This is a genomic window from Corynebacterium sp. HMSC072G08, from assembly GCF_001809185.1.
Taxonomy (GTDB): Bacteria; Actinomycetota; Actinomycetes; order Mycobacteriales; family Mycobacteriaceae; genus Corynebacterium; species Corynebacterium phoceense.
Map to the genome: position 1 here is coordinate 108,208 of NZ_KV796420.1, position 25,508 is coordinate 133,715.

The following is a 25,508-nucleotide window of genomic DNA, read 5'->3' on the forward strand; positions in this document are numbered from 1 at the left end:
CGGGACGCTTAGCGGCCCGGGCGCCACGTGGCGCCAGCGTGGCGTTCCGACGCCGGAGCGGACAACGCGTCCGGCTCGGCGGCGACGGGCGAAGCGACGGTGCGCGGGGCGGCATCGGCAAGCTCGGGGTCTGCGTCCTCACCATGCCGAGCGCGGAACGCCGCGACCTCCGCATTGTGGGCCTTGATGTCCTTGGTGCGATTGGCAATGGACACGAGCAGCGGGGTGGCGAGGAACAGCGAGGAGAAGATGCCCTCGATGACGCCGATGAGCTGAATGAGCGCGAGGTCGCGGAGCGTACCAATGCCGAGGAGCCAGACGGCGACGACGAGCAACGCGATGATCGGCAGGGCCGAGATGACCGAAGTCGAAATCGAACGCATGAGAGTCTGGTTGACGGCGAGGTTGGCCTGCTCCGCGTAGTTGTGCTTGCGCTGGCCTGTGATGCCCTCGGTGTTCTCGTTGACCTTGTCAAAGACGATGACGGAGTCGTAGAGGGAGAACGTGAGGACGGTGAGCAGACCGATGATGACGGCCGGCGAGACCTCGAAGCCAAAGAGCGCGTAGATGCCGGCGATGATGACGGCGTCGACGATGAGCGCGAAGATGGCGGCAAACGCCATGGAGCGCTGCAGGCGGACGGCGACGTAGACCGTAGCGACCGCAAGGAAGACGATCATGGCGAGCAGCATGCGCTGGGTAATGGAGGAACCCCACGACTCGGACACGGTGGAGACACCAATGGCGTCCGGGGTGGCCTTACCCGACTGGTCGACGGGCTGGTACTTGTCGTAGATGGCCTGGCGAGCCGCGTCCGTCTGTTCCTGGCTCAGGCGCTCGGAGGTGACCTCCAAGGTGGCCGAGTCGCCGGAGCCAACGACCTGAGCAATCTCCGGGGTAACTCCCGTGGCTTCCTCGAAGGTGTCAGCGACGTCCGTCGCGACGAGGTCAGCGGCCGGCATGTTGACCGTGGTGCCGCCCTCGAAGTCGATGGAGAGGTTGAAGCCGCGCAGCAGCATAGCCAGGAAGGACACGATGACAAGGCCGACGGTGATGCCGTACCAGAGCTTGGAGCGGCCAATGACGTTGAAGCCGCTGCCTTCGGTGTAGAGGCGGTCGAAGCGGGAAATCTTCTTGCTTGCCATGATTTAGTTCTCCTTCTCCGCGGTGTCCGGGGTGGCCGGGTTCTTCGCGGCGGGGGTGACGGCCGTCTCGGTCGAGGCGGACTTCTTGGCCGGCTTGGCGTAGAAGCCCTGCTCGCGACGCTCCTCGACGAGGTTGAAAATGCCGCCCAGGCCGTTGAGCGCAGGCTTAGCCCACGCGGGCTTGGAAGCGATGAGCTGCATGAGCGGCGCCATGACGAGGAAGGACACAACCAGGTCGAAGGCCGTGGTGAGGCCCATGGTGAACGCGAAGCCCTTGACCTCGCCGATGGCGAGGAGGTAGACGACGACGGCGCCGATGAGGGTGACGGCGTTACCAGTCACGATGGTGGCGCGGGAGCGCTCCCATGCCGTATGAACCGCCGAGCGGAACGTGCGGCCTTCGAGCAACTCATCCTTGATGCGCTCGTAGTAAACGACGAAGGAGTCCGCCGTCGCGCCGATGCCGATGATAAGACCAGCGATACCGGACAGGTCGAGCGAGTAGCCAATCCAACGGCCCAGCAGCACGAGGGTGCCGAAGGTAAGGAAGGCCGAGGCGATCAGCGTGAGGATCGAGAAGACCGACAGCGCACGCATGTAGAACACCGAGTAGATGAGGATGAGGATAAGACCCACGATGCCGGCGATAAGACCAGCCTCCAGCGCGGCCTTACCCAGGGACGGCGGGACGATTTCGGTCGTGCCACCCGGCTCGCCGTTCTCACCGACGAAGGACAGCGGCAGCGCACCGTACTTCAGGTTATTAGCCAGCGACTGTGCCTCGTCCTGAGTGAAACTACCGGTAATCGACGTCGAAGAGCCGTACGGCGTCTGGCCCTGAATGACCGGGGCAGAGATAACAGCCGAGTCGAGCGTGATGGCGATCTGCTGCTGCAGACGTTCCTGCGTGAGGTCCGCCCACGTCTGGGAACCGCTCGGGCCGTCGCCCGTCTTGAAGGCGAAGGAGATTTCCATCTGGCCGGTCTGCGGGTTAAGGCCGCCGTTGATCGGCTTATCGGTGTCGATCTCGTTACCGGTAAGACGCGTGCCGTTTTCGTCCGAGATGCCGTTGAGCAGCGGGGCTTCCTCGAGCAGCAGCGACTGACCCGTCGTCGAGTCACAGGACGCGAGCGGCTTGGACGGATCATCCGCACCGGCCAGCGGGTCGATGGCACCCGGGGTGCACTGCAGCAGCGTCGAGGCCGCCGAGAGCGTGGTGACGTCCTCGGACTGGCGATCCTTGAGCAGCATCGCGGTGACTTCGTCGCGGCGCTTGGCCTCCTCGATCGAGTTAGACGGCTCCGGCAGCGGCTTCTCCGTGACCTTCTCCGCCTCTGCCTGGCTGCCCGCCTGGGTAAGCGTCTGCGACAGCTGCGTGAGGCGCGAGTTGGCCTCGTCTGCAGTGAGCACGCCGTACTTCACCCAGCGGTTGGCCATATCGCCAGCGACCTTGCTGATCTTCGAGGTATCCGGCATGGGCTGCGCCATGACCGGGCGGAAGAGCAGCTTGGAGGTTTGGCCCACGGCCTGCGCCTGCGCCGTGTCCTCACCCGGGACGGTAATAACGAGCGTGTTGCCGTTTGTCACGACCTCGGCACCGGACACGCCCTGGCCGTTTACACGCTGCTCCAGAATGGTGCGCGCCTGGGCCAGCTGCTCGGACGTCGGCTCCGCGCCCTGGGGCACGAGGGTGACGCGGGTGCCGCCCTGCAGATCGATACCGAGCTTCGGTGTCGGCGACTTGCTGCCGGTGAAGAAAACCAGGGCGTAGACGACAGCGATGATAAGTACGAAGAGGGCGAGCGCCTTCTTCGGCCATGATCTGCTGCCGCTACCCACGCGAGACTTGCTGCTCAAGGCATGTACTCCTCTGGGGACGTTGAAATAAAAGGGTCAAAATAATCACTGCGGCGCGAAGGTGACACACCTAGGCCGCAGACACGATCCACAATCGTACCTCCTTGCACCTCCGATTCCTTAACGCGCCCCAAGAAAACGCGCGCGTGTGTGACAAGTCCAACCCTGTCCCACACGCGCGTCGGTTCACGCTCCCCGATTGAGTTCTCTCACATCGCGAAAGGCGCCGCCCACACGGACGGCGCCATCTCTCTTGCCTTCGGTTAGCGCTGCGCGCCACCTTGAGCGTCACCCTGTGCATCGTCGCCGTCCTCGTTGAGCGGCGGGTAGTCCTCGCTCGCCGTGGTATCGGCAGCCGGCGTACTGACTGCAGCATCAGACTCCGGACGGATGACCGCGGTGCGTTCCACCGTGGCGGTGACACCCGGCACAATCTCTACGTCGAGCTCGGTCTCGCGCACCGCAACGACGGTCGCGTGGAAGCCGCCCGCAGTCACCACGCGCGCGCCCGGCGTGAGAGAGGCCTGGAAGGACTCGACCGTCTTACGCGCCGCGCTCTGTTTGCGCATCATAAGAATGTAGGGCACGAAGAGGACAAGCAGAAGGACGATAAGCAAAAGGAAATCCATGGCACCCAGTCTGCCATGCCGCTTCCCTGCCCGTCTGCAGCCTGGCGGGGCGTTCGCTCACAGCGTGCGGGGACGAGCGCGCCGTTCCTTAAAACCGATGACGCACCCACGCCGTGGCACTTGCCAAAAATGGTGAAGATTCCGCGCGGAAGGAACGCATTGTTGGCACTCTCGGAGCAAGAAGCTAGAAGAGCGTCGCGCCGATGGTGCCCTCGGGCGGCTCGAGGCCGAGGTGCTGCCAGGCGGCGGCGGTGGCGACGCGGCCGCGGCCGGTGCGGGCGACCATGCCGGCGCGCACGAGGTAGGGCTCGCAGACTTCCTCGACGGTGGAGGGCTCCTCGCCCACCGCGACGGCGAGGGTGGACACGCCCACGGGGCCACCGCCGTGGCCGACGATGAGCGCGCGAAGAACGGCGCGGTCGAGACGGTCGAGACCCATCTCGTCGACGTCGAATACCTCGAGCGCGCCTTGGGCCGCGGCGAGATCGATGTGGCCGTCACCATTAACCTCAGCAAAGTCCCGGACACGACGAAGCAAGCGGTTGGCGATACGCGGTGTGCCGCGGGAACGGGAACCGATTTCTACGGCGGCATCAGGGTCGATCTTCACGCCGAGGATGTGCGCCGCGCGGGTGATGACACGCGTGAGGTCTTCCGTGTCGTAGTACTCCATCTGCGCGGTGAAACCGAAGCGATCGCGCAGAGGGCCGGTGAGCATGCCCGCGCGGGTGGTCGCGCCCACAAGCGTAAACGGCGGGATCTCGAGCGGGATGGAGGTAGCACCGGGGCCCTTGCCCACGATGACGTCAATACGGAAATCTTCCATCGCCATGTAGAGCATTTCCTCGGCGGGGCGGGCGATGCGGTGGATCTCGTCGATGAAGAGGACGTCGCCTTCCATCAAGTTGGAGAGCATCGCCGCGAGGTCGCCAGCGCGTTCGAGGGCCGGGCCCGAGGTCATGCGCAGCGACGTCCCGAGTTCCTGGGCGATGATCATCGCCATCGTCGTTTTACCCAAGCCCGGAGGCCCGGAGAGCAGGACGTGGTCCGGGGTCACGCCGCGCTGCTTGGCGCCAGTGAGCACGAGGGCGAGCTGCTCGCGGACCTTGGGCTGGCCGATAAACTCGTCGAGCGACTTGGGGCGCAAGGAACGCTCGATGTCGTACTCGCCGGGCTGCTCGAAGGCGTCGACGTCCGCGTTGCGGTTCGTCGCGGGAATACCGGCCGCCGAGGCCGCCGCGGCCTGGGCCGCGAGATCATCCGGAAGCTTGAATTCGGTGCGCTCTACATCGCTCATGGTCTTTTATCCTAACGAGTTACTTGGCGCGGCCCAGCTGCGCGAGAGCGGCGCGCAGGACAGCGGAGGTCGCAGCAGTGGGCTCGGCGGCGACGACGGCGTCGACAACAGGGCGCGCCGCCTTGTCTGTGAAGCCCAGGCCGATGAGGGCCTCGGTGACTTCGTCGACCGTGGCGGTGGCCGAGGCGGGTGCCGTGGGCGCCGAGGTTCCGGCGTCGGGTACGGCAGAAGTAAAGGCAGACACCTTGTCCTTGAGCTCCAGGGCCATGCGTTCGGCCATGCGCTTGCCCACGCCGGGGATGGACTGGAGGCGCTTGGTGTCCCCGCCCGAGATTGCTGCGGCGAGGTCGCCCGCGCCCATGACGGACAGCGCCGCCATGGCGAGCTTGGCGCCCATGCCGGAGACGGTCTGCAGCGTGTGGAACATGTCACGGTCTGCAAAATCACTAAACCCGTAGAGGGTCATGGAGTCTTCCTTGACCACCAGCGAAGTCAGCACTCGGGTCTCCTCGCCGCGGCGCAGCATGGACAGCGTGGTGGGCGTGGCGAGCACGCTGTAGCCCACGCCCGCGCATTCAATGACGGCGTGGTCGAGTGCGATATCAATGACCTCGCCGTGCAGGGAAGCAATCATGGAATCCTCCTAGAGATGAGACGTACGGGTGCGTGAGGCGTTCGTGCCGCCAGTGGTGCCAGGCGCGACGCCGGAGCCTGTGCCGAGTGCCTGGGCTTGGCGGGCGAGCAACGGGGCGCGCCAGGCGTGGCAGACGGCCAACGCGAGGGCATCGGCGGCATCGGCAGGCTTAGGCGGAGCTGTCAGGCCGAGGATACGGGTAATCATGGCCGTCATCTGCTTCTTGTCCGCGCGGCCGTTTCCGGAGATAGCCTTCTTGACCTCGGACGGAGTGTACATGTAGACGGGGATGTCGCGCTCCGCCGCGGCGAGGACGAGCACACCCACGGCGTGGGCCGTGTGCATGACTGTGGAGACCTCACCACGCTCAAACACGCGCTCGATGGCGACGACGTCCGGCGTGTAGTCATCCATCCATTCGCGCACCGCCTGCGACAGGCGCAGGAGACGCTCCCCCAGCTCCGCGCCCGACGGCGTGCGGGCCACGCCCACGGCAACGGGAAAGACTTGGCGGCCGCGGCCCGTTTGGACCACGGACAAGCCACACCGGGTAAGCCCCGGGTCGATGCCCATGACGCGCACGCGCCACCTCCTTTTGCTACATACGTTCTATAAATTAGCACAAAAAAGAGGCGCCGCGCGGGCGCCCCTTGACACGCTACGAAAGCTTAGTCTTCAGCCTCGAGCTCAGCGAGGACCTCGTCCGAGAGATCCATGTTGGTGTAGACGTTCTGCACGTCATCCGACTCCTCGAGGGCGTCGATGAGGCGGAAGATCTTCTTCGCGTCGTTGGCCTGCAGCGGCACGTCGACGGAAGCACGGAAATCGTTATCCGTGTCGTCGACCTCAATGCCAGCCTCGGTGAGCGCGTCCTTGACGGCCGGGATATCGCCCGGGGCGCAGACAACCTCAAAGCGCTCGCGCAAGTCGTTGACCTCTTCGGCACCAGCGTCGAGCACGGCCATGAGGACGTCATCCTCGGTCAGCTCGCCCTTGGCCACGAAGACCAGGCCGGTGCGGGAGAACATGTAGGACACGGAACCGGACTCACCCAGGTTGCCGCCGTTCTTGGACATCGCGGTGCGCACGTCCGTGGCCGCACGGTTGCGGTTATCGGTAAGGCACTCGATGAGCATGGCCACGCCGTTAGGGCCGTAGCCCTCGTACATGATGGTCTCCCAGTCTGCGCCACCGGCCTCTTCGCCGGAGCCGCGCTTGCGGGCACGCTCGATATTGTCGTTCGGGACGGAGGCCTTCTTGGCCTTCTTGATCATGTCGTCGAGGGTCGGGTTCGCCGCCGGATCGCCTCCACCAGTCCGAGCCGCAACCTCGATGTTCTTGATCAGCTTGGCAAATTCCTTGCCGCGCTTGGCGTCGTTGGCTGCCTTCTTGTGCTTCGTGGTAGCCCATTTGGAGTGGCCGGACATGGTCCATCCCCTTTCGGATTGGCGAATTTTTCTCGGTTGCCCATTATACGGATTTACGCCTGGGCCGTTTTTAAAGACCCTCCCTTAACGTGCAGGGTTTAAGCCCAGTGTTGCTCAGGGGTCGCGCGCGTGAGTCCTTCCTGGGACGTCGCTGCGACGAGCTCGCCGTGGTGGTTGTAAATGAGGCCGCGCGCGAGCCCCGTGCCATTTTCCGCCGATGGCGAATCCAAATGGTAAAGCAGCCAGTCAGTCACGCGCAGCGGACGGAAGAACCACACCACGTGATCGAGGCTGGCCATCTGCACGCGCGCGCCGGAGTGCGGGATGAGCGTCGCGCGCAGAAGCAGCATGTCCGTCATATACGTCAGCGCCGCCTGGTGGAACGCGTCATCGTCCGGCAGGTCCGCCGCTGTGTTGCGCAGCCACGCGTCACCAAAGCCACGACCAGTGGGCGACGGAATATCCATGTCCCGGTCCGGAACGACGCGGATGTCCCACTCCGCCCAGTCACCGAGCACCACGCGTGCCGATGCCGCGTGCGCCGGGGCCGGCTCGAGGGTCTCCGCGTCCGGAACCCTCGGCATGGGCGCGGCATGGCTGGGGCCCAAGTCACCGGAGCGGTGAAAGCTTGCGATCATGACGTTCTTGAGGTCGCCGTCCTGGTAGGCACGCGTCTCACGCACACAAAACGAGCGGCCGTCGCGAAGCTTTTCCACCCGCAGCTCCAGTGGCTTTGTGGAGTCAGACGGCGCCACGAAGTAGCAGTGCAGCGAGTGGACGAGTTTGTCCTCTACGGTGTGTTGCGCCGCGCGCAGGGCCTGCCCGGCGACCTGACCGCCAAACGTCCGCGTGATGTTCGAAGGCACCGCGGGACCCAGGAATTGCGTCGCCGCGTGGAGCGGGTCCGTCGCGCGCAAGGCGAGCACATCCGCGATTCTTTGCATGGTGATCTCCTCCGTGGTCCGCTAACATTAGAGCACGTCGCTAACGCCCGTTCATGGCGCCCGGGCGACCCCGGGCCAACGGTGCAAGTATAGGACCGATCTCACTTGCTATTGTTCTAGGGGTTACGTCTACCCTCGCCGCGTGAAAGTTGCCCGCATGTTGTCTCGTCTCCTCCGTTCCGTCCCCGCCGTGTGGGTCGGCTGGGTCGTCGCCCGGTTGCTCTCCGTCTGGTTTATCAAGCTCGAAGACAATCCGCTGGGCGACGTGTACTACTACCACTTTGGCATCTACGGGGATGACCCCAAGGCCATGACGGAATACCCGTGGCTCGGTCAGCTGCCTTCGGCGCTGCTTGCCCGTCTCGTCGGCCCCGACTTTCACGTCTATTGGATCGCCTTCCCCATTATGATCCTCGTCCTCGACGCGGCGTTTATGGCGCTCGTGCTGCGTCGCCATCCTGAGACGAAGGCTGCCATCGATGCCGCGTGGCTCTGGGTCTTCTTCGGCACGGCCGCCGGCCAGGTCTTCCTGCTGCGTCTCGACCTCTTCCCCGCCCTCGTCGTCGCGGCCGCGGGATACTTCCTCTTCAAGCACCCGGCTCTGTCCGGCGCGATGGTGGCTATCGCCACCGCCATGAAGCTGTGGCCGGGCGTGCTCGCCGCGGGCATCGTGGGCCGGGCCACCCGTGGGCGCACGTGGTCCGCACTTGCAGCCTTCGTGGGCACCGGCGCCGCCGTCGTCGCCGCGACCATCGCCTTCGCGGGCGTGGACCGGCTCACTTCGCCGCTTGATTACCAAGAGGTCCGCGGCCTCCAGATCGAGTCCGTCGCCGCCACTCCGTTCGTCTACCGCAACTTCTTCGACCTGGGCACATGGAAGCTTGCCTATGCCCCCTCCAAGAGCTTCGAAATCACCGGCCCCGGCGTTGAGACGGCCACCCAGATCACCACGTTCGCCATGGCTGCCGTCGTCCTCTTCGGCTTGGGCTGGGCCCTCTATCGTTTTATCCGTGGCGGCTGGACCCCGGAGAGCACCCTCGCCTTCTTCGTCCTCATGGTCCTTCTGCTCATCGTGACGAACAAGGTCTTTTCCACGCAGTACATCACGTGGCTTGGGCCCCTCCTCGTGGTCGCCTTGGCGCGCGGCGGCTGGCCCACCGCGCAGCGCACGCTGCTGTGGACGCTCGCCGTCTTCGCCGTCGTCTGCGCCGGCCTGGGCACCTTCGTCTACCCGTTCAACTACGAGGCCATCTACTCCCCCGATGGCACGCAGTTTCTGCCCATCGCCGCCCTTGCACTGCGCAACGTCCTCGTCGTGCTCATGGCACTAGTCGCCGCGGTGTGGTTCGTTCTTGCCTGCCGGAATCCGCGCAGCGGCGCGATGAGCGCCGGGCCAGCGGCCGGTACGCCGGGCGTCACGTCCACAGCCGCTGCGCCGAGCAGCAATCCCGCGGCGGAAGCAGACCCCCAGCGCGAACAGCCTGCGCAGAGCCACCCACACTCTGCGCCCTCCCCGAAGCTATAACGTCACCGCGCCTTACTACTGCGCCTCCGGCAGGCCGACGAATTCAAAGAACTCCGGCAGGCGCGCCGTGCCGCCCAGGCGCAGGCCGCGCACGAGCGGCCGCAGACGCAACGCGCGGGTATCGGACACCGCTTCGTTATAAAAACGGTGCGCGAGCTGCACCCGGGTCTCGGCCTCGACGAGCTCAGCTGGCCGTTGCGGGAACGCACGCGCAATGTCGGCCGTGAGTTCGCGCTCGCACACGCTTCGCTGTTCAAAGGCGCCGTCCGTAAGCGTGGCGGACTCCGCGGCGCGGGCCGCCTCGCGCAGCGAGGGTTCGAGAGCCGCCGCCACCGCAGCCCGGCGGTCTAGCGCCGCCTCGAGCTGCGCGAGCGAAGAGTCGATACGTATGTGCAGGCGATTGAGCCGCTGCGCCGTAAAATACGCCCAGGCAAGGATAACCGCGACGATAATCGCGACGACGGCAACGATCACATAATCCATTACGCCCTCACCTTCGATCCGTCCTGGACCGTCTCGTAGACCTGCAGCACCTGCGTGGCCACGTTGTCCCAGTCATATATCGCAGCCCGTGCACATCCGGCGTCGCGTAGCCGAGCGCGCTGTTCTGGCGAGTCAGTGAGCTCACGCAGGGCAAGCGCGAGGTCCGCGGCGTCGCCGGTCCGGAAGAGTCGGCCCGCGGGCTGTTCCGAGTCCGCGTCACACACGGCCGCGAAAGCTTCAAGGTCGCTGGCGACGACGGCCGCGCCGGCCGCCATGGCCTCGACGAGCACAATGCCGAAGGACTCCCCGCCCAGGTTCGGCGCGACATAAATATCCGCGCGACCGAGAATCTCGGCCTTCTCCGCGTCCGACACTCGGCCCACGAAGTCCACACCCTCCACGGAGCGCGGGCTGCCGCCGCCCATGACGGTCACGCGGACGTCGCGCTCCAGAACCTCCAGGGCCTTGAGCAGGACGTCGAGCCCCTTGCGCGGCTCATCGAGGCGGCCCAAGAAGACAATCTCCACAGGGCCCTCAGTGGAAGGCTCGCGCGCGGCCGCCGCGTAGACGGAGGTATCCACGCCGTTCGGAATGAGCACAGGGTCGCCGCCCAGCTGTTCCACCTGCCAGCGCCGTGCCATCTCAGAGACCGCTATCCCGCCGCGGACCTTTTCCAGCATGGGCATGAGGAAGGGCTTAGCCATGGTGAGCAGCCGCGAACTTGCCGCCGAGGCGTGATACGTCGCCACGATGGGCCCCTGCGCAATCCGCAGCGCCGCCATGGAAAAGGACGGACTATTGGGTTCGTGAATGTGGAGGATGTCGAAGTTGCCCTCGCGGATAAACCGACGCGTCGTCCGCACAACCTGCGGTCCAATGGACAATCGCGCCACGGAGCCGTTGTAGTTGATGGGAATCGAGCCTCCGCCCTTGACCACGAAGTCCGGCAGCGAGGTTTCCGGCGCCGCGGGGCCCAGCACCTGGACCTCGTGGCCGCGCTCGATGAGTACCGTCGCCAAGTCAATGATGTGCGCCTGCACGCCGCCGGGCTCATCGAAAGAATAAGGGCAGACAAAGCCAATTTTCATTCATTGTCCTTTCGCGCGGCGCGTGCGACGCGCCTCTACGTCGACGTTCCACTCCGGCTGCAGCATATGCCAATCCGCCGGGTGCGCCTCGATGTTCTCCGCAAAGCCATCGGCGAGGCGCTGAGTGGTCTCCTCCACCGTCGTCACCTCGACCGGCTCGGAGACGCTCAGGCCCCAGCCGTCGCCCTCGAACCAGGAGTGCACGACGTGCAGTGCCGCGCCCGTCTCCCGCGCGAGGACCGCCGGGCCCGCCGCGAAGTTGGCCTCCTCGCCAAAGAAATTCACGGTGACGCCGGTACGCGTGAGGTCGCGCTCGGCGAGCAGGCACACGACGCCTCCTTGCTCGAGCACAGACTTAAGGTGCGCCATGGGGTGCTCCCCGCCCGTGAGCGGCAACACCTCGAAGCCCAGGGACTCGCGGAAATCCACGAAGGCGTTGAAGAGGACTTCAGGCTTGACCCGCTCGGCCACCGTCGTAAACGATCGGCCGCGCCCGATAAGCGTCACGCCAGCCATGTCCCAGTTGCCCGAGTGCGGCAGCGCCAGGATGACCCCGCGCCCTGTGCTTTCCGATGCCGCGAAATGCTCAAACCCCTGCAACCCCGCGTTCAGCTTCGCTAGAAGATGCGGATCCTCATGCAAAGCCTGCAGGCGGAACGCCTCTTTCCAGTAGCGCATGTAGGAGCGTATCGAATCGCGCACCAGCTCGCGCGTGACGTTCTCCGGGCCCACGACACGCGCCAGGTTGCGGCGGAGCATCTCCATGCCCCGGCCGTTGTCCGAGGCATAATCGGCCCCGCGCTCGAAGATCCACGAGGCCACGGAGTCCGGTAAATAGCGGACAAGCCGCCAGCCGGCGAGGTAACCGGCGGCGGCAAGGTGTTCGGTCAGGAGAGCAGGCTTGCTCATGCGTGTCCGGCCTTTCTAGAGGTCTTCTTTAAAGCGTGCCTTCGTGTCCTGGCGGCGGGCCTGCAGCATGCGCTCAATAACGGTCCAGATGGAACCGACCACGAGGATCCACAGGGCGACCTCGATGGAGTACGGGATGCCGAGGCCCTCGAAGCCCACGCCCACGAGACCGATGATGAGGCGCTCGGGGCGCTCGATGAGACCGCCCACAATCGTGAAACCGCTCGCCTCTCCGCGCGCCTTGATATACGAAATGACCTGCGAGCACACGAGAACGATGAGGCACGCCACCACGGTCCACGAGCTCGCGTGGTCCACGTAAACCAACCAGTAGACGATGGAGGCAAACAGTGCGCCGTCCGTGATGCGGTCGCACGACGCATCGAGGGTCGCACCAAAACGCGAACCGCCCGTGGTCATGCGGGCCATCGTGCCATCGAGCATGTCGAACGCGGCAAAGAGACCGGAGAGGATGGCGGCAGCGAAGAGATGGTTCGTGGGGATGAGGACCACGGCGATCGCGATGGTGACCACCGTGCCCACCACGGTCACGACGTTGGGCGTGAGCCCCATTTTGAGAAATGTCTTGGCGACGGGTTCCACCACGACGGCGGCCGGCTTGCGGCCATGCACACTAAGCATGCTTGTCTTCCTCTTCGATTTCTTGCCACCCTGCGGCGAGCACCGCGCGGGTATCCCGCAGCAACGCAGGCAAAACCTTCGTGCCGTCGATGATAGTCATAAAGTTGCTGTCGCCCGCCCAGCGCGGCACGACGTGCAGGTGAAGATGGTCACCCACCGAGCCGCCCGAGGCCTTACCCAGGTTGAAGCCGACGTTGATGGCCTCCGGCCGGCAGACGCGCTTGAGCGTGCGCACAGCCTTCTTCGCGAAGGCCATAAGCTCAGCCGTTTCCGCGTCCGTCAGGTTCTCCAGCTGGGATTCCTTGCGGTACGGCACGACCATGAGGTGCCCCGCGTTATACGGAAACAGGTTGAGCAACGCATAGACGTGCTCGCCGCGCGCGATGATGAGCGCGTCCTCGTCCGACTTCTTCGGCGCCTCGACGAAGGGATCCGTGGACGTGCGTCCCGGGTCCGTGATGTAGGCCTGTCGGAACGGCGCCCACAGACGCTCCAAGCGATCGGGCGTGCCTACGCCGGAGTCAACGTACGTGCCCGCGTGAGCGGGCTCGCCCGCGGGCACGTCGGCCGAACCGGCGGCATCGGAAGGCTTAAACGCGGGCACCGATGTTTCCCTCAGACGGCTGCTCGTTGTTGCGCGAGCGGATCCAGTCCTCGATGACATCGACCGCGCGGCCCACCGGCACGCCGTTGACCTGCGTGCCGTCCAGGAAGCGGAAGGACACGGCGTCGGCCTCGACATCGCGGGCACCGGCTAGGAGCATGAACGGCACCTTGCCCGTGGTGTGATTGCGGATCTTCTTCTGCATGCGGTCGTCCGAGGTATCGACAGTCGCGCGCACACTGCGGGCACGCAGCTGCTCCATGATCCTCTCCAAGTGCGGCGCGAAATCGTCCGCGACCGGAATACCGATGACCTGGTGCGGCGCCAGCCAGGCCGGGAAGGCGCCGGCGTAGTGCTCAAGCAGCACGCCGAAGAAACGCTCGATGGAGCCGAAGAGCGCGCGGTGGATCATGATCGGGCGCTTCTTCGTGCCGTCCTGCGCGGTGTACTCCAGCTCGAAACGCTCCGGCAGGTTGAAGTCGAGCTGCACCGTGGACATCTGCCACGTACGGCCAATAGCGTCACGCGCCTGGACCGAAATCTTCGGGCCGTAGAACGCGGCACCCGCCGGGTCCGGCACGAGCTCGAGGCCCGAACGCTCCGCGACGCGCTGCAGGATCTCCGTGGAGCGCTCCCAAATCTCGTCCGAGCCCACAAACTTATTCGGGTCCTTGGTGGACAGCTCCAGGTAGAAGTCGTCCAAGCCGTAGTCCTTGAGCAGCGAGATGATGAACTCGAGCACGCTCGTGAGCTCTTCCTCGAGCTGATCCTCGGTGCAGTAGATGTGCGAGTCGTCCTGCGTGAAGCCGCGGGCACGCGTGAGGCCATGGATAACGCCCGACTTCTCGTAGCGGTAGACCGTACCGAACTCGAAGAGGCGCAGCGGCAGCTCACGGTAGGAGCGACCACGCGACGCGAAGATGAGGTTGTGCATGGGGCAGTTCATCGGCTTGGCGTAGTAATCCTGCGCCTGCTTGGTGACGTTGCCTTTCTCGTCCGTCTCGCCGTCGAGCTGCATGGGCGGGAACATGCCGTCCTTGTAGAAGTCTAGGTGGCCGGACTTGGCGAAGAGGTCGCCCTTCGTGATGTGCGGAGTGTTGACGAAGTCGTAGCCGGCCGCGATGTGGCGGCGACGGGAGTGCTCCTCCATCTCCAGACGGATGATGCCGCCGTTCGGGTGGAACACCGGGAAGCCAGAGCCAATCTCGTCCGGGAAGCTGAACAGGTCCAGCTCTTGGCCCAAGCGGCGGTGGTCGCGCTTCTCCGCCTCTTCCAGCATGGTCTGGTACGCCTCGAGCTGCTCCTTGGACTCGAAGGCCGTGCCGTAGATGCGCTGCAGGCCGGCATTGTTCTGGTCGCCACGCCAGTAGGCGGCAGAAGAACGGGTGAGCGCGAAGGCCGGGATGTACTTCGTGGTCGGCACGTGCGGCCCACGGCACAGGTCGAACCACTCGACCTCGCCCGTGCGCGGGTTGACGTTGTCGTAGTGCGTGAGATCGCCCGCGCCCACCTCGGCGGCCTCGTCCGAATCCGGGTCGACGTTGGATTTGTCGACCACGAGCTCGAGCTTGAACGGCTCCTCGGCCAGCGCCTTCTCCGCTTCCTCGTTGGAGGCGTAGGTGTGGCGCTCGAAGCGCTGTGCGGACTTGATGATCTTCTTCATCCGCTTCTCAATGTTCTTCAGGTCTTCCGGCGTAAACGGCTCGGCCGTCTGGAAGTCAAAGTAGAAGCCGTTCTCGATGGCCGGGCCAATGCCCAACTTCGTGCCCGGGAAAAGATCCTGCACGGCCTGCGCCATGACGTGACCCGTGGAGTGGCGGATGACGGCGCGACCGTCTTCCTCACTCGCTGCGACCGGCGTGAACACGGTGTCCGTCTCCGGGGTGTGGGAGAGGTCGAAGAGCATGCCGCTCTCGTCACGGACAACCACAACGGCCTCCGGGCCCTTGTTCGGCAAGTCCTTGAGGGCCTGGCCCACCGGAGTGCCGGCCGGGACCGTCACGGGCTCGTAGTTCACCGGTACAGCAGGGATCATTTCCGCCATGTCGCGCTCCTTATGCGCTCACGCGGGACGGGCATACCTGGCCAGCCCCGCTAAAGGTCAAGATACAGCGAATAAGTCTACCCCTTTAAGAGGTTTTCTCCCCAACTAGTACCGCCCTGCGTACCGGGCACCACGTAGTACATCGCCGAGCCCACGTGCGTAATCCACGTATTGAGCTGATCGACCTCATCCAGGCGCGCTTGAATGGGCTCAAACTGCTCGCGCGGATTCTTCTGAAAGCAGATAAAGATCTGCCCGGAGTTAGACAATTCCCCCGGCCGTTCCGGTGAGGGCGCCAGGTCAAAGTTATACGGCCTGCGCAAAATGACCTGCTCCGGATGGTCCGCCGGCGGATGGGCACGCGCCACGTGCGACGTCGGGTCAATAGCCTTCAACCCGTACTTGTCGCGCGCCTCGAGGTCCACCGGATCGTTTTCTTCCGTGCCCGACAGCGGCGCACCGTTATCCAACGTGCGGCCAATGGAAATCTCCCGCGCATGACGGTCGACTTCCTCCCACGTCTCCATGTTCATATTGATGCGCCGCACGACCATCGCCGTGCCGCCCTTGAACGGCCCATCCTCAATCCATACCTGCTCGCCAAAGTCCGCGTCCGTCTTGGGATTGACGGTCCCGTCCTTCTGGCCGAACACGTTGCGCGGGGTCTCCCCGTCCTCCAACGAGCCGTTAGCATTGAGGAAGCCCTGCTGCACCCACGCCACGTCCGCATACGACGCGCCCGAGCGCACCATATGGCGCAGGACGTGCGAGGCCGTGAGCTGATCGTCGCAACAAATCTGTAGCACGACATCCGTCTGGCCCCATTCAGGGCGCAGCTTGTCCCTCGTATACGAGCGGACGTCGCCCAGCCACTCCGGCTTCTGCGCACCAATCTTTGCGAAGAAAGACTCGCCCCAGCCGCACGTCACCGTGAGGTTCGCGGGGGTCTGCGTCATCTCCGGCTCGAGCGATCCGCGCGGCGTTTCCGCCGTGCACAACGCCCGCGCGTCCTCGGTCCACAGCCGCATCAGGTTGCGCGCCCCACGCTGCCCCGCCCCATCCTTGAGGTTAAATCCGACGAGGTTGACGTGCGCCTGCGAGGGCGTTTGCACGCCCGCCTGGTGCTCGCCATCAAAAGGCACAATGGCATCCGCAAGCGGGGCACCGCTGACCGATGCCCCTTTCTCCCCACTCGTTGCCTGACCGACCGGATCCGCTTCTTTACCGCGGGCACAGCTCGCCACCACGAGCGCGCTTGCCGCGACGGCGCCGCCGGCCATGAGCTCGCGGCGTCCCAACTGCGCATGTGTCATTGCTAGTCCTTAGTGGGCGTGGTCGTGCTCGGACATGTCCGCCATCCCTGGCATCTCCGACATTCCGGCCATGCCGCCTTCCATGTCCTGGTAGCCCTCCTCGCCGGCGTTCATGGAACGCACCGGCTGCGCACCCAGGTCGACGGTCGTGCCGTCCTCAAGCTCCAGCGTGACGTCGACTTCCTCGCCAGCCATGACCGGCTCGGCAACACCCATGAGCATGAGGTGCTGGCCGCCCGGGGCCAGGGTCACGGACTCGCCGGCCGGGATCATGAGACCATCGGTGTCTTCCTGCATGACACCGTCGACGACCTCGTGAATCTGGTTCATCTTGGCGTCAATGGACGTGGTGAAGCCCGTGACGTGGATGTCCTTATTCGAGCCGTTGTGGATCTCGCCGAAGATGGCGGTCATATCCGAGTCCGCGGCCATCTCACGCACGACGCCGTCGTGCATGTGGATGTCGCCCATGGCGTGCTCTTCAGAACCTGCTTCAGCGCTCTTGTCCGCGCTAGCCTTTGCCGCTGCGGACGATGCAGTGTCCACCTTCTCTGCCGAGTCGTTCTCCTGCGCCGGCGAGCATGCCGCAAGCGCGAGGGCCGCGGCGACGACGGAAGAAACGAGGACGGTACGAGTATTGAGCATGAACGTGCCTTTCTTAATCATTACGGCGAGACTTTGCCGCGAAGAGGATGAGTACTGCGATAACTGCAAGGACCGCCCCCACGGCGATGATCCACTTCCACGGCGTCGACGCATTTTGCGCCGCATCCGCGACCGGATCGCCCGTCGTGGATTCCTCGGAGGAACCAGCCGCCTGGCCAGCAACGTCAAACGGCACCGAGCCACGCGTCGCATGTCCATCCGAGGACGTGATTTGGAATCCCACCTGGTAGTGGCCCGGTCCCGGGTTCACGCCTTCCGGCGTCTCCACGGTGAGCTCGCGGCCGTCCACGGTCGGCTCCGCATCGAAGATCACGTCGCCCGAGTTCGTGTCCGTCACCGCGAAGGTATTGAACCCCTCGCGCGGAATCGCGGAGAACTCCAGCGTGATTTCCTTTGGGAACTCTTCAAGCGGCGCATCGCTTACCACGTTGCCGCCCACCACTGAGTCGTGGGCCTGAGCAACCGGTGCCGTTGCGAGTGCCGCTGCCGCGACGAGCGCTGCTGCACTCGAACGAAGGCCCGAACGAAGAATTCTCATGAAGGTGATGCTCCTTGTCTCAAAGTACGGAAAGTATCCGTGCAATTATCACATCGTATCGCCGCCGCCTACCCCCACAGCTTTCCGCCTCGGGACCAGCGCGCGATACCCAGGTAGTCGTTGCCTCACTGCCAATGGTTCCCAACAAAGATGTACGTCACACTTTCGCGCCACATCCGCCGCGGCTCCCTTCACTCGAGGGCATTTTGCCGTCGAAGCCCTCCCCAACCGCCAATTTCGCACCACTTCTCGGCAAAAACACAGCCGTTCCAGTTTTTCACGCTTCCCCAACACCGCACAACGCCCACAACGCAAAAGCGCCGCCCCGTAGGGCGACGCTTTAATCTGAGCGGATGACGAGACTCGAACTCGCGACCCTCACCTTGGCAAGGTGATGCGCTACCAACTGCGCTACATCCGCATTCGAAACCCGAGGGGTTTCTGTGCGCGATACTGGGATTGAACCAGTGACCTCTTCCGTGTCAGGGAAGCGCTCTCCCGCTGAGCTAATCGCGCGGGCATCTTCACGTGAAGACTTTGAGGTGGAAACGGGAATCGAACCCGTGTGCAAGGTTTTGCAGACCTTTGCCTCACCACTCGGCCATTCCACCGTGGCTTACCGCCTCAACAGTACACTCTCAAAGAAGAGAAGTACCTGAGCGGATGACGAGACTCGAACTCGCGACCCTCACCTTGGCAAGGTGATGCGCTACCAACTGCGCTACATCCGCATGCACTGCGATGTGATGTTTTGATGTAAGAATTAACAACACTGTGCGGTGCGAGTAGAAACATTATCCTTTGGAGCCACAGTTTGCCAAATCGCCCGTTCAGACGCGGGTTTCACTCATCCCCCAAGCACCCGAGACACGCACCCGAATGACACCACTGTCATTTCAGCACCACACGACACCGTCACGGCCACTCGAACACGGCGCAGCCCAGCGATCCGCGCCACGATTTCACCCCGACCTGCCGATTAGGTACCGCACACAGGAGCGTGCTACTTTTCTCCTGTACCCAATGAGGTCCTATAGCTCAGTGGGAGAGCGTTCCGTTCACACCGGAAAGGTCGTTGGTTCAATCCCAACTAGGACCACAATCAGCCCCGGCGGCGAGTTCACCTCGCAACCGGGGTTTTTGCTTGCCCGTACTCCGTGTGGCACCCCATGTTCCCTGCGCCTATTCCCTAGAATCCACACACGTGAATGAATCCCTGCGCGCGAGAATCGACGGCCTGTTTACCGCCCGGCACGCCCTAGCCCCCGGCTTCGGCGAGCCGGCCGCCCCGGCCTCACAGAATGACGGGCCCGAGACAGCCGCACCAAGCATCAGCCACCGCGTCCTCCGCGCCGCCGCGTGGCCGCTCGCACTTGTCCTTATCGCACACCGGATTCTCATCAGCGCCGTCAACGGCTCCCCTACGGACGACTTCACGACGGTCTACTCCGCCGTCCGCCGCATGCTGGCTGGCGACTCCGTCTACGCACAGGCCTACGACCAGGTCGATCCGCTCTATCTCTACAACCCCGGCGCCACGCTTCTGCTCACACCGCTGGGCCTCGCGGATAACCCAACGGCCGCGCGCATGGCGTTCATCCTCGCCAACGCCGCGTGCATCATCGTCGCACTAGCACTCCTCACCAGACTCGTTAACAAACCCTTAAGCGGCGCCACGCTCCCCATCGCCATCGCTCTCGCATGTGCCACCGAGTCTGTCACCAACACGCTGACCTTCTCCAATATCAACGGCGTCCTTCTCCTCTTGCTCACCGGCTGGCTCTACCTGTTCATCAGGGGCGCACAAGGCCAGACAAAAAAGATGTGGCTTGCCGGACTCGTCCTTGGCATTGCCATCCTCGTCAAGCCGCAGTTTGCACCGCTACTTGCCTTGCACATCGTCAAACTGGACTGGAAGGGCCTCGTCGGCGGCATCGGCGTGCCGGTGCTGACCAACGTTATTGCCTGGCCGCTCGTGCCCGGCACGGAAGACTTCACGGGCAAGCTTCTCCCCTACCTTGGAACCACGCGCGACTACGCCAACTCCTCGTGGCCCGGCGTCAACGCCTACTTCCAGCTAAACAGCGGACTCTACTACACAGTCTGGACAGGCATGGCGCTCATAGTCGCCGCCGGACTCATCGCCCTCCTCAGGCGCCGCCACACCGACGTCGCGCTCTGGGCTATGACCACGGCTCCGCTCGTCCTCGTGGGCGTGTTCTTCCTCTCAAGCCTCGGACAGCAGTACTACTCCATGTGGATCGCGCCCCTTTTATTCACCATTTTCGCGCGCCGCAACGCGCTGGAGACGTGGCTGCCGTGGCTCGGCGCCGTGCTGTGTCTCGCGCCCATGTCGTGGACTTCTGTGCAGTGGCCAGACGCGGGACGGTGGATGAATTTCTTCGCGGGCACCGCGGGATGGGCCTTCGTTATCATCGGTGTAAGCGCCGCAGCCTTGGGATGGTGGGCCCATGAGCGCGTAGAATCGCGCCATGACTGATTTCAAGCTGATCGCGGACGAAGAGTGGAAGAAGCGCCTCACGCCGGAGGAGTTCTACGTCCTGCGCCAGGCGGGCACGGAACCGCCGCATGTCGGCGAATACACCAACACGACCACGGAGGGCGTCTACTCCTGCCGCGCGTGCGGTGCCGAGCTGTTCCGCTCCACTGAGAAGTTCGAGTCCCACTGCGGCTGGCCGTCCTTCTTCTCCCCGCTCGCGGGCGAAAAGGTCGTCGAGCACACGGATACCTCCCACGGCATGGTGCGCACGGAGGTCCGCTGCGCCAACTGCAACTCGCACCTGGGCCACGTCTTTGAGGGCGAAGGCTATGACACGCCCACGGACCTGCGCTACTGCATTAATTCCATCTGCCTGAATCTCGAAGAGAAGCCGGTAGAAAAATAAAACAAGGGCCGCACCACCGAGGTGCGGCCCTTCACATCGTTTTACGGGAGAATCTTAATCAGATCCGCCACATCCGCCACGCGGTGGCCGGTGTGGAACGGAATCTCCTCACGCACGTGGTGGCGCGCCTCGGTGTAACGCATTAGGTGCATGAGGTCAACGATGCGGTCGAGGGTCGGGGCCTCGAACGCGAGCATCCACTCGTAGTCACCCAGCGCGAAGGCCGGCACGGTGTTCGCGCGCACATCGGGGTAGTTACGCGCCTGCTTGCCGTGCTCGACGAGGATGCGGCGGCGCTCCTGCGGGTCCATCGTGTACCAGTCGTAGGAACGCACGAACGGGTAGACCGCAATCCACTCGCCCGGCTCCTCGCCCATGATGAAGGACGGTAGGTGCGAGCGGTTGAATTCGGCCGGGCGGTGGAGCGCATTGCCCACCCAGGTGACTTCAGAGACCTGCCCCAGGGTCGTCTCGCGGCGGAAGTCCGCGAACGCCTTCTGGATATCGGAGAACTCCTCCGCGTGCCACCAGATCATGTAGTCGGCAGATGCACGCATGCCGGACAGGTCGTAGATGCCACGAACGGTGATCGCCTCATCCAAACCAGCGAAGAAGGCCTGGGCCTGTGCGATAGCCTCATCGCGTTCGGCGCCCAGCGCGCCCGGGTAGACGCGGAAAACCGCATGCTGCGAGTACTGCTGACGGGAGTTGAGCTCCTCGAAATCAAGCTTGGCCATGAATCCTCCATGAAAGTAAAAAGGTTGAACGCAGTCCATCTTAAGTTGGATACCGCCCCGTGCGCACCTTTCCACCCCACACGGCGCGCCTCACACCCCCAGCCTCACCCACCGGCTAGGTTTATCCCCCGTGACCCCAACTAATTCGCAGCAGCCTACAGAGCTCCGCCCTACCGAGCCTGCCGATGCCCCCCGTGAGTCCGGCACCCCCGCCGCCTTCACGCAGGCCGTCGAGTCCATGCACGCCGCGCGCATGCGTCCCGAGATCACGCTGGGCACCATCCGTCCGCCGCAGAAGCTGGCGCCGTTTAGCCACGCGATTGGCCTCGAGGTGGGCGATCAGGACCTCGACGTCGTCCCGCAGGACTCCGAGGGCGATGCCTTTGGTCGCCTCATCCTGCTCCACGACCCGGCCGCGGAGGAGTCGTGGACCGGCTCTATGCGCCTTGTCGCCTATATCCAGGCCGACATGGACTCCGAGGTCGCCTCTGACCCGCTGCTTCCCGATGTCGCCTGGGAATGGCTCACCGAGTCTCTGTCTGCCTGCCACGCCGAGTACACCAACCTCGGCGGCACCGTGACGTCCACGGCGTCTGTCCGCTTCGGCGAAATCGGCGGCCCGCCGCGCGCCCACCAGATGGAAATGCGCGCCTCCTGGACCGCGGACGGCATCGATCTCTCCTCGCACGTGGAGGCCTTTGCCGCGGTCCTCGCCAACGTCGCCGGCCTTCCGCCGGAGGGCGTCACCGACCTTATGCGCGGCTAATGTCCCATCTTCTCGATAGGCCCGCGGACGGCATCCCACCCGTCGCCGCGACCCCAGCCGCCTTCCAGCGCGCCGCGGACCGGCTTGCGGCGGGCTCCGGCCCGTTTGCCATCGACACGGAGCGCGCCTCCGCGTTCCGCTATGACGACCGCGCCTTCCTGCTGCAGATTCGCCGCGCAGGCTCCGGCACGGTCCTCCTCGATCCCGAAGGCGGTCGCGACGCGCTGACCACAGCGCTCGCCCCCGTGCTCAACAACCAGGGCTGGATCATGCACGCCGCACCTAGCGATCTTCCCTGCCTCGCCTGGCTCGGTCTCTACCCCAGCGCCATCTTCGACACGGAACTCGCCGCCCGCATGGCCGGCTTCGACCACCCGAACCTTGGCGCCATGCTCGAGGAGCTCTTCGACGTCGAGCTCGAGAAGGCATACGGCGACGCGGACTGGTCCGCACGCCCCATCCCCGCCCACCAGCTTGCCTATGCCGCCCTCGACGTCGAGCTTCTCCTCGAACTCGGCCGTAAGCTCGCCGATATCCTCGCCGAGGAAGGCAAGCTCGGCTGGGCTAACGCCGAATTCGCCCATATCGTGGACGAACACCGTTCCATCACCGCGCCGCCGGAGCCAGACTGGACGAGCTTACGGGGCATCGGCAGCCTGCGCACGCCCACACAGCTCGCCGCTGCCCGCGCCCTGTGGACGCACCGTGACCGCCAAGCCCGCGCGCGTGACATCGCGCCCGGCAAAATTCTCGCGAACAAGGCGCTTCTCGAAGTCGCTCGTTCCCTGCCGCGCTCCGAGGAAGCCCTCCGCCGCACCCGTGGATTCCCTCGCCGCCGCGCCGGCGCCTCCCAGGCCTGGTTCACGGTCCTCGACACCGCCCTGCGCGCCGACCCCTCGACATTCCCGCGCCCTGACCGTTCGCTGGCTCCCGTGCCCGGCAAGTCCACGTGGTCACGCGACTACCCCGAACTCTGGGAGGTCTACCAAGACATCCGCGCCGAGATCGACGCCCTCGCGGACGACCTTGTCATGCAGCCCGAGACCATCATCAAGACCTCTGCGGTCCGCGCCGCCGTGTGGGCTGCGCTGGGCGAGCCCCGTTTCTCCAGCGACCTCGCTGGCACGCTTAGCCGCGCTGAGGACATCCCGGCCCTCCTGCGCGACGAAGATTGCCGCGACTGGCAAATCCAGCTCGTCACGCCCATCCTCGAGCGCGCCCTCTTCCGCTAACCCCCGGTTCTTGTCAAAAATCGATCAGCTATCGCGATTCTGAGCACAATTTTCGGCAGGAACCCTCTCCGGCAAGGCCGGATCACTAATACCAATGCTTGGATCGTGTTTCTTTTCCCTGTTCTACTGGACTTTTACTTGATCTAGCAGTAGCCTGAATCAAAGAAACCTTGCATGATTCAGAACGGAGATGACCATGGACTCCCGCGCCGTGGGGGCACGCATCAATGAGGCCCTCGTCAGCGCTCAGCTGTCACAGCGAGCACTGGCAGACCGCACTGGGCTTGCGCAGTCCACGCTATCGCGTATTGTCAACGGCACCCGCACGGCTACCATGCCCGAGCTCGTCCGTATTGCTGCCGCCACCGGCACCACCGTGGGTCTTCTTACCGGCACGAGCGATGCTCCCGCACGAGTTCAGTACGCGGCGCGCTCAACCAACGGGTCTACGATGACTACGCTCCGCGATAAGCTCATTTCTTTTGTTGAAATCAACGACTACCTCACGGACCAAGGATTCCAGGCGGAGCAATAGGCGTGTCAAACGAAACAGAAGCGCAAGCAGCAGCCGCTCATTTCCGTTCCGAGCATCATCTCGGCAACGGCCCACTCGGTGATCTAGCGACGCTCATCGAGCAAACTACGGGCCACCAGGTCGCCGTCGTCAAGGTCGATGACCCTAACGAACATGGACTCACAATGTGGGACCCAAAGCGCAACGTCACCTTCATAGCGGTGGCATGTACGCCGAACTTCATGCGCCAGCGCAGCTCACTTGCCCATGAGCTCGCCCATGCACTATTTCGCGACTGGTCTACACGCGAGGCCGATCAGCTTTCGAATCGAAGCCCCAGCGAAATTCGAGCAGATGCGTTTGCACGCCACTTCCTCCTGCCTGTCGACGGTCTCCGGGAATTACTTGGAGCCCCCACTGGTGACCTGGATCCCATCGACTTTTCACAAGTCATCCAGGATTTTCGAGTTTCGCCTTCTTTAGCCTCCATCGCGTTATGTTCTGCGGGGTTCATCTCCGAAGAAACCAAAAAGGTGTGGATGAAGACTACTACCAGTGCTTGGGCAACACGATTCGGGTGGATCGACCACTACCGTTCGCTGCAAATCGAGTCCCAATGTCCACGTGTCCCGCAGCGCTTGCTTGCTGCTGCTGTCCGCGGCTACGAAGCAGGCGTGGTCACGGTCGCGACAATCGCCACCCTCCGCGGCATCGACGCAGACACAGCACGTCAAGAACTGGAAGACGCTGGCATCGTGCCAACTCCCCCGCTCGTCCGTGAAACTTCTGCAAACGAAATACACAATGTCGAAGTCGACTTTTCCGACTGGCCAGCAGAACTCGAGGACGATAAGGAATAGCCCCTTGACCCCACATTCTCGTCCCATTTTAGATGCCGGACCTGGGCTCAATTTCTTTTCTATCAATAAAGAACGTCTGCTCATTGCTACACTGGGCCCGCTCTCGGCGCCGGCCATCGTCGGTGAGGAAATCCAACGGAAAGCGCGCCAGGATGCGCGTTTTGAGCGTTCGTACCGCGTATGGAAGACACTATCTTCCTCACAGTACTTGGAAGTCCTATCTGATGAGGCTACGGATGAGTTGTCTGCTGCTGTCTCACGCATCTCTGATATGTCGCTCGCTGACCGTTTCACAATCAGCAAAGACCTCGGCGAAACGATGGTCATCGCGCACGCCGTCGTGCTCGCCGAACAAGGAAAATCGGTCACGGTTCTCATTGATGACGGCGCCGGACAGCAACTCCTCGCTTTCCAGCAGGCTCGCCTCGAAAGGCTGCGTGCTGCAGGGCATAATTTCGGAGACCTGAACCTCATCACCACCCTGACTGTCTTAGAGCGAGCGGCTGGTTCCACGCACATTCCGGACAAAGCCACGATGCGCAAGCTCTACGAACGCCTACGTGGCCTGGACGACGGATTACCTCCCATCACACATACTCAGTTACTCGCTCCCTCCACATGGAGTTAATGTCTTAGCCCACGCGATCGAGCCTGCCGCCGAAGGCCGTGGAGTACTACTCGAAGTAAGTAAACGTATTCGCTCGTTCCTGCCGAAAATCGATCCGCTATCGCGATTCTGAGCACAATT

The 25,508-nt window shown here is 63.9% G+C and carries 26 protein-coding genes and 5 tRNA genes; 9 read left to right on the top strand and 22 right to left on the bottom strand.

Annotated features, from left to right (window positions below):
* Positions 1–8 precede the first annotated feature (8 nt).
* From secF to HMPREF2559_RS05420, 8 genes are all read right to left on the bottom strand, one after another.
* Positions 9–1,145: a protein translocase subunit SecF gene (secF, locus tag HMPREF2559_RS05385; RefSeq protein WP_066493059.1), complete on the bottom strand. Its 1,137-nt coding sequence runs from the start codon at positions 1,143–1,145 to the stop codon at positions 9–11.
* Positions 1,146–1,148: 3 nt separating this feature from the next.
* Positions 1,149–3,002, bottom strand: a complete 1,854-nt coding sequence (secD, locus tag HMPREF2559_RS05390) for a protein translocase subunit SecD (RefSeq protein ID WP_070539772.1) — start codon at positions 3,000–3,002, stop codon at positions 1,149–1,151.
* Positions 3,003–3,265: 263 nt separating this feature from the next.
* Complete coding sequence (gene yajC / locus HMPREF2559_RS05395; RefSeq protein WP_070539774.1) at positions 3,266–3,631, bottom strand: preprotein translocase subunit YajC; 366 nt, start codon at positions 3,629–3,631, stop codon at positions 3,266–3,268.
* 184 nt (positions 3,632–3,815) lie between these two features.
* Positions 3,816–4,928, bottom strand: coding sequence for a Holliday junction branch migration DNA helicase RuvB (gene ruvB, locus HMPREF2559_RS05400; RefSeq protein ID WP_070539776.1), 1,113 nt, complete (start codon positions 4,926–4,928; stop codon positions 3,816–3,818).
* Positions 4,929–4,947: 19 nt separating this feature from the next.
* A complete protein-coding gene (gene ruvA / locus HMPREF2559_RS05405) occupies positions 4,948–5,562 on the bottom strand; it encodes a Holliday junction branch migration protein RuvA (protein ID WP_066493051.1) in 615 nt (204 codons plus the stop codon).
* Between the two features lie 9 nt (positions 5,563–5,571).
* Positions 5,572–6,135 (bottom strand): crossover junction endodeoxyribonuclease RuvC, encoded by a 564-nt coding sequence (gene ruvC / locus HMPREF2559_RS05410; RefSeq protein ID WP_066493289.1) that lies wholly within the window; start codon positions 6,133–6,135, stop codon positions 5,572–5,574.
* Between the two features lie 95 nt (positions 6,136–6,230).
* The gene (locus HMPREF2559_RS05415) at positions 6,231–6,989 is read right to left on the bottom strand and encodes a YebC/PmpR family DNA-binding transcriptional regulator (protein WP_066493050.1); all 759 of its coding nucleotides are present in this window, start codon (positions 6,987–6,989) and stop codon (positions 6,231–6,233) included.
* A 98-nt stretch (positions 6,990–7,087) separates the two neighbouring features.
* Positions 7,088–7,933 (bottom strand): acyl-CoA thioesterase, encoded by an 846-nt coding sequence (locus tag HMPREF2559_RS05420; protein ID WP_066493048.1) that lies wholly within the window; start codon positions 7,931–7,933, stop codon positions 7,088–7,090.
* A 157-nt stretch (positions 7,934–8,090) separates the two neighbouring features.
* Between HMPREF2559_RS05420 and HMPREF2559_RS05425 the strand changes: the two genes are divergently transcribed.
* Entirely contained in the window at positions 8,091–9,458 is a 1,368-nt protein-coding gene (locus tag HMPREF2559_RS05425; RefSeq protein ID WP_070539778.1) for a glycosyltransferase 87 family protein, read from the top strand.
* A gap of 15 nt (positions 9,459–9,473) precedes the next feature.
* Here the strand turns inward: HMPREF2559_RS05425 and HMPREF2559_RS05430 are convergent, their stop codons facing one another.
* The 13 genes from HMPREF2559_RS05430 to HMPREF2559_RS05490 all read right to left on the bottom strand — a co-directional run bounded on the left by HMPREF2559_RS05430 (position 9,474) and on the right by HMPREF2559_RS05490 (position 18,476).
* Positions 9,474–9,941: a hypothetical protein gene (locus tag HMPREF2559_RS05430; protein ID WP_066493047.1), complete on the bottom strand. Its 468-nt coding sequence runs from the start codon at positions 9,939–9,941 to the stop codon at positions 9,474–9,476.
* The gene (locus HMPREF2559_RS05435) at positions 9,941–11,029 is read right to left on the bottom strand and encodes a glycosyltransferase family 4 protein (protein ID WP_066513417.1); all 1,089 of its coding nucleotides are present in this window, start codon (positions 11,027–11,029) and stop codon (positions 9,941–9,943) included. The genes HMPREF2559_RS05430 and HMPREF2559_RS05435 overlap by 1 nt, the downstream gene beginning before the upstream one ends.
* On the bottom strand, positions 11,030–11,938 hold the full coding sequence (locus HMPREF2559_RS05440) for a phosphatidylinositol mannoside acyltransferase (protein ID WP_070539780.1): 909 nt from the start codon (positions 11,936–11,938) through the stop codon (positions 11,030–11,032).
* 15 nt (positions 11,939–11,953) lie between these two features.
* Entirely contained in the window at positions 11,954–12,580 is a 627-nt protein-coding gene (pgsA, locus tag HMPREF2559_RS05445) for a phosphatidylinositol phosphate synthase (protein ID WP_066493038.1), read from the bottom strand.
* On the bottom strand, positions 12,573–13,184 hold the full coding sequence (locus tag HMPREF2559_RS05450; RefSeq protein ID WP_371325676.1) for an HIT family protein: 612 nt from the start codon (positions 13,182–13,184) through the stop codon (positions 12,573–12,575). The genes pgsA and HMPREF2559_RS05450 overlap by 8 nt, the downstream gene beginning before the upstream one ends.
* Entirely contained in the window at positions 13,171–15,228 is a 2,058-nt protein-coding gene (gene thrS / locus HMPREF2559_RS05455; RefSeq protein ID WP_070539781.1) for a threonine--tRNA ligase, read from the bottom strand. Before thrS ends, HMPREF2559_RS05450 begins: the two co-directional genes overlap by 14 nt.
* A 77-nt stretch (positions 15,229–15,305) precedes the next feature.
* The gene (locus tag HMPREF2559_RS05460; RefSeq protein WP_066493031.1) at positions 15,306–16,541 is read right to left on the bottom strand and encodes a Dyp-type peroxidase; all 1,236 of its coding nucleotides are present in this window, start codon (positions 16,539–16,541) and stop codon (positions 15,306–15,308) included.
* 9 nt (positions 16,542–16,550) lie between these two features.
* On the bottom strand, positions 16,551–17,186 hold the full coding sequence (locus tag HMPREF2559_RS05465; protein ID WP_066493029.1) for a copper chaperone PCu(A)C: 636 nt from the start codon (positions 17,184–17,186) through the stop codon (positions 16,551–16,553).
* Positions 17,187–17,199: 13 nt separating this feature from the next.
* Positions 17,200–17,745 carry a copper resistance CopC family protein gene (locus HMPREF2559_RS05470; RefSeq protein WP_066513426.1) on the bottom strand — a complete coding sequence of 182 codons (546 nt, stop codon included), beginning with the start codon at positions 17,743–17,745 and terminating at the stop codon, positions 17,200–17,202.
* A 348-nt stretch (positions 17,746–18,093) separates the two neighbouring features.
* Positions 18,094–18,166, bottom strand: a tRNA-Gly gene (locus HMPREF2559_RS05475).
* Between the two features lie 23 nt (positions 18,167–18,189).
* Positions 18,190–18,261: transfer RNA gene (locus HMPREF2559_RS05480), tRNA-Val, on the bottom strand.
* 24 nt (positions 18,262–18,285) lie between these two features.
* A tRNA-Cys gene (locus HMPREF2559_RS05485) sits at positions 18,286–18,356 on the bottom strand.
* A gap of 47 nt (positions 18,357–18,403) precedes the next feature.
* Positions 18,404–18,476, bottom strand: a tRNA-Gly gene (locus HMPREF2559_RS05490).
* A 296-nt stretch (positions 18,477–18,772) separates the two neighbouring features.
* Between HMPREF2559_RS05490 and HMPREF2559_RS05495 the strand changes: the two genes are divergently transcribed.
* The 3 genes from HMPREF2559_RS05495 to msrB all read left to right on the top strand — a co-directional run bounded on the left by HMPREF2559_RS05495 (position 18,773) and on the right by msrB (position 20,651).
* A tRNA-Val gene (locus tag HMPREF2559_RS05495) sits at positions 18,773–18,844 on the top strand.
* 105 nt (positions 18,845–18,949) lie between these two features.
* Positions 18,950–20,245, top strand: coding sequence for a glycosyltransferase family 87 protein (locus HMPREF2559_RS05500; RefSeq protein ID WP_246818455.1), 1,296 nt, complete (start codon positions 18,950–18,952; stop codon positions 20,243–20,245).
* Positions 20,238–20,651: a peptide-methionine (R)-S-oxide reductase MsrB gene (msrB, locus tag HMPREF2559_RS05505; protein WP_066493026.1), complete on the top strand. Its 414-nt coding sequence runs from the start codon at positions 20,238–20,240 to the stop codon at positions 20,649–20,651. Before HMPREF2559_RS05500 ends, msrB begins: the two co-directional genes overlap by 8 nt.
* Before the next feature lie 41 nt (positions 20,652–20,692).
* Here the strand turns inward: msrB and hemQ are convergent, their stop codons facing one another.
* Positions 20,693–21,388: a hydrogen peroxide-dependent heme synthase gene (gene hemQ, locus HMPREF2559_RS05510; protein ID WP_066493023.1), complete on the bottom strand. Its 696-nt coding sequence runs from the start codon at positions 21,386–21,388 to the stop codon at positions 20,693–20,695.
* Positions 21,389–21,518: 130 nt separating this feature from the next.
* Here hemQ and HMPREF2559_RS05515 point away from each other — a divergent pair, with 130 nt between their 5' ends.
* From HMPREF2559_RS05515 to HMPREF2559_RS05535, 5 genes are all read left to right on the top strand, one after another.
* The gene (locus HMPREF2559_RS05515; protein ID WP_066493021.1) at positions 21,519–22,154 is read left to right on the top strand and encodes a DUF3000 domain-containing protein; all 636 of its coding nucleotides are present in this window, start codon (positions 21,519–21,521) and stop codon (positions 22,152–22,154) included.
* Positions 22,154–23,386, top strand: coding sequence for an HRDC domain-containing protein (locus HMPREF2559_RS05520; RefSeq protein ID WP_066493019.1), 1,233 nt, complete (start codon positions 22,154–22,156; stop codon positions 23,384–23,386). Before HMPREF2559_RS05515 ends, HMPREF2559_RS05520 begins: the two co-directional genes overlap by 1 nt.
* 196 nt (positions 23,387–23,582) lie before the next feature.
* Complete coding sequence (locus HMPREF2559_RS05525; RefSeq protein ID WP_197418410.1) at positions 23,583–23,921, top strand: helix-turn-helix domain-containing protein; 339 nt, start codon at positions 23,583–23,585, stop codon at positions 23,919–23,921.
* Between the two features lie 2 nt (positions 23,922–23,923).
* On the top strand, positions 23,924–24,760 hold the full coding sequence (locus tag HMPREF2559_RS05530) for an ImmA/IrrE family metallo-endopeptidase (RefSeq protein WP_066493016.1): 837 nt from the start codon (positions 23,924–23,926) through the stop codon (positions 24,758–24,760).
* A 4-nt stretch (positions 24,761–24,764) separates the two neighbouring features.
* Complete coding sequence (locus tag HMPREF2559_RS05535) at positions 24,765–25,388, top strand: PIN domain-containing protein (protein ID WP_066493012.1); 624 nt, start codon at positions 24,765–24,767, stop codon at positions 25,386–25,388.
* The last annotated feature ends 120 nt before the right edge of the window (positions 25,389–25,508 follow it).

Coding starts and splice junctions, on each gene's coding strand:
- HMPREF2559_RS05435 (WP_066513417.1), bottom strand. CDS start 11,029: ATGAAAATTGGCTTTGTCTGCCCTTATTCTTTCGATGAGCCCGGCGGC.
- HMPREF2559_RS05420 (WP_066493048.1), bottom strand. CDS start 7,933: ATGCAAAGAATCGCGGATGTGCTCGCCTTGCGCGCGACGGACCCGCTC.
- HMPREF2559_RS05460 (WP_066493031.1), bottom strand. CDS start 16,541: ATGACACATGCGCAGTTGGGACGCCGCGAGCTCATGGCCGGCGGCGCC.
- yajC (WP_070539774.1), bottom strand. CDS start 3,631: ATGGATTTCCTTTTGCTTATCGTCCTTCTGCTTGTCCTCTTCGTGCCC.
- HMPREF2559_RS05465 (WP_066493029.1), bottom strand. CDS start 17,186: ATGCTCAATACTCGTACCGTCCTCGTTTCTTCCGTCGTCGCCGCGGCC.
- HMPREF2559_RS05470 (WP_066513426.1), bottom strand. CDS start 17,745: ATGAGAATTCTTCGTTCGGGCCTTCGTTCGAGTGCAGCAGCGCTCGTC.
- thrS (WP_070539781.1), bottom strand. CDS start 15,228: ATGGCGGAAATGATCCCTGCTGTACCGGTGAACTACGAGCCCGTGACG.
- ruvA (WP_066493051.1), bottom strand. CDS start 5,562: ATGATTGCTTCCCTGCACGGCGAGGTCATTGATATCGCACTCGACCAC.
- secF (WP_066493059.1), bottom strand. CDS start 1,145: ATGGCAAGCAAGAAGATTTCCCGCTTCGACCGCCTCTACACCGAAGGC.
- HMPREF2559_RS05520 (WP_066493019.1), top strand. CDS start 22,154: ATGTCCCATCTTCTCGATAGGCCCGCGGACGGCATCCCACCCGTCGCC.
- ruvB (WP_070539776.1), bottom strand. CDS start 4,928: ATGAGCGATGTAGAGCGCACCGAATTCAAGCTTCCGGATGATCTCGCG.
- HMPREF2559_RS05415 (WP_066493050.1), bottom strand. CDS start 6,989: ATGTCCGGCCACTCCAAATGGGCTACCACGAAGCACAAGAAGGCAGCC.
- msrB (WP_066493026.1), top strand. CDS start 20,238: ATGACTGATTTCAAGCTGATCGCGGACGAAGAGTGGAAGAAGCGCCTC.
- HMPREF2559_RS05430 (WP_066493047.1), bottom strand. CDS start 9,941: ATGGATTATGTGATCGTTGCCGTCGTCGCGATTATCGTCGCGGTTATC.
- ruvC (WP_066493289.1), bottom strand. CDS start 6,135: ATGGGCATCGACCCGGGGCTTACCCGGTGTGGCTTGTCCGTGGTCCAA.
- HMPREF2559_RS05425 (WP_070539778.1), top strand. CDS start 8,091: ATGTTGTCTCGTCTCCTCCGTTCCGTCCCCGCCGTGTGGGTCGGCTGG.
- HMPREF2559_RS05525 (WP_197418410.1), top strand. CDS start 23,583: ATGGACTCCCGCGCCGTGGGGGCACGCATCAATGAGGCCCTCGTCAGC.
- pgsA (WP_066493038.1), bottom strand. CDS start 12,580: ATGCTTAGTGTGCATGGCCGCAAGCCGGCCGCCGTCGTGGTGGAACCC.
- HMPREF2559_RS05440 (WP_070539780.1), bottom strand. CDS start 11,938: ATGAGCAAGCCTGCTCTCCTGACCGAACACCTTGCCGCCGCCGGTTAC.
- hemQ (WP_066493023.1), bottom strand. CDS start 21,388: ATGGCCAAGCTTGATTTCGAGGAGCTCAACTCCCGTCAGCAGTACTCG.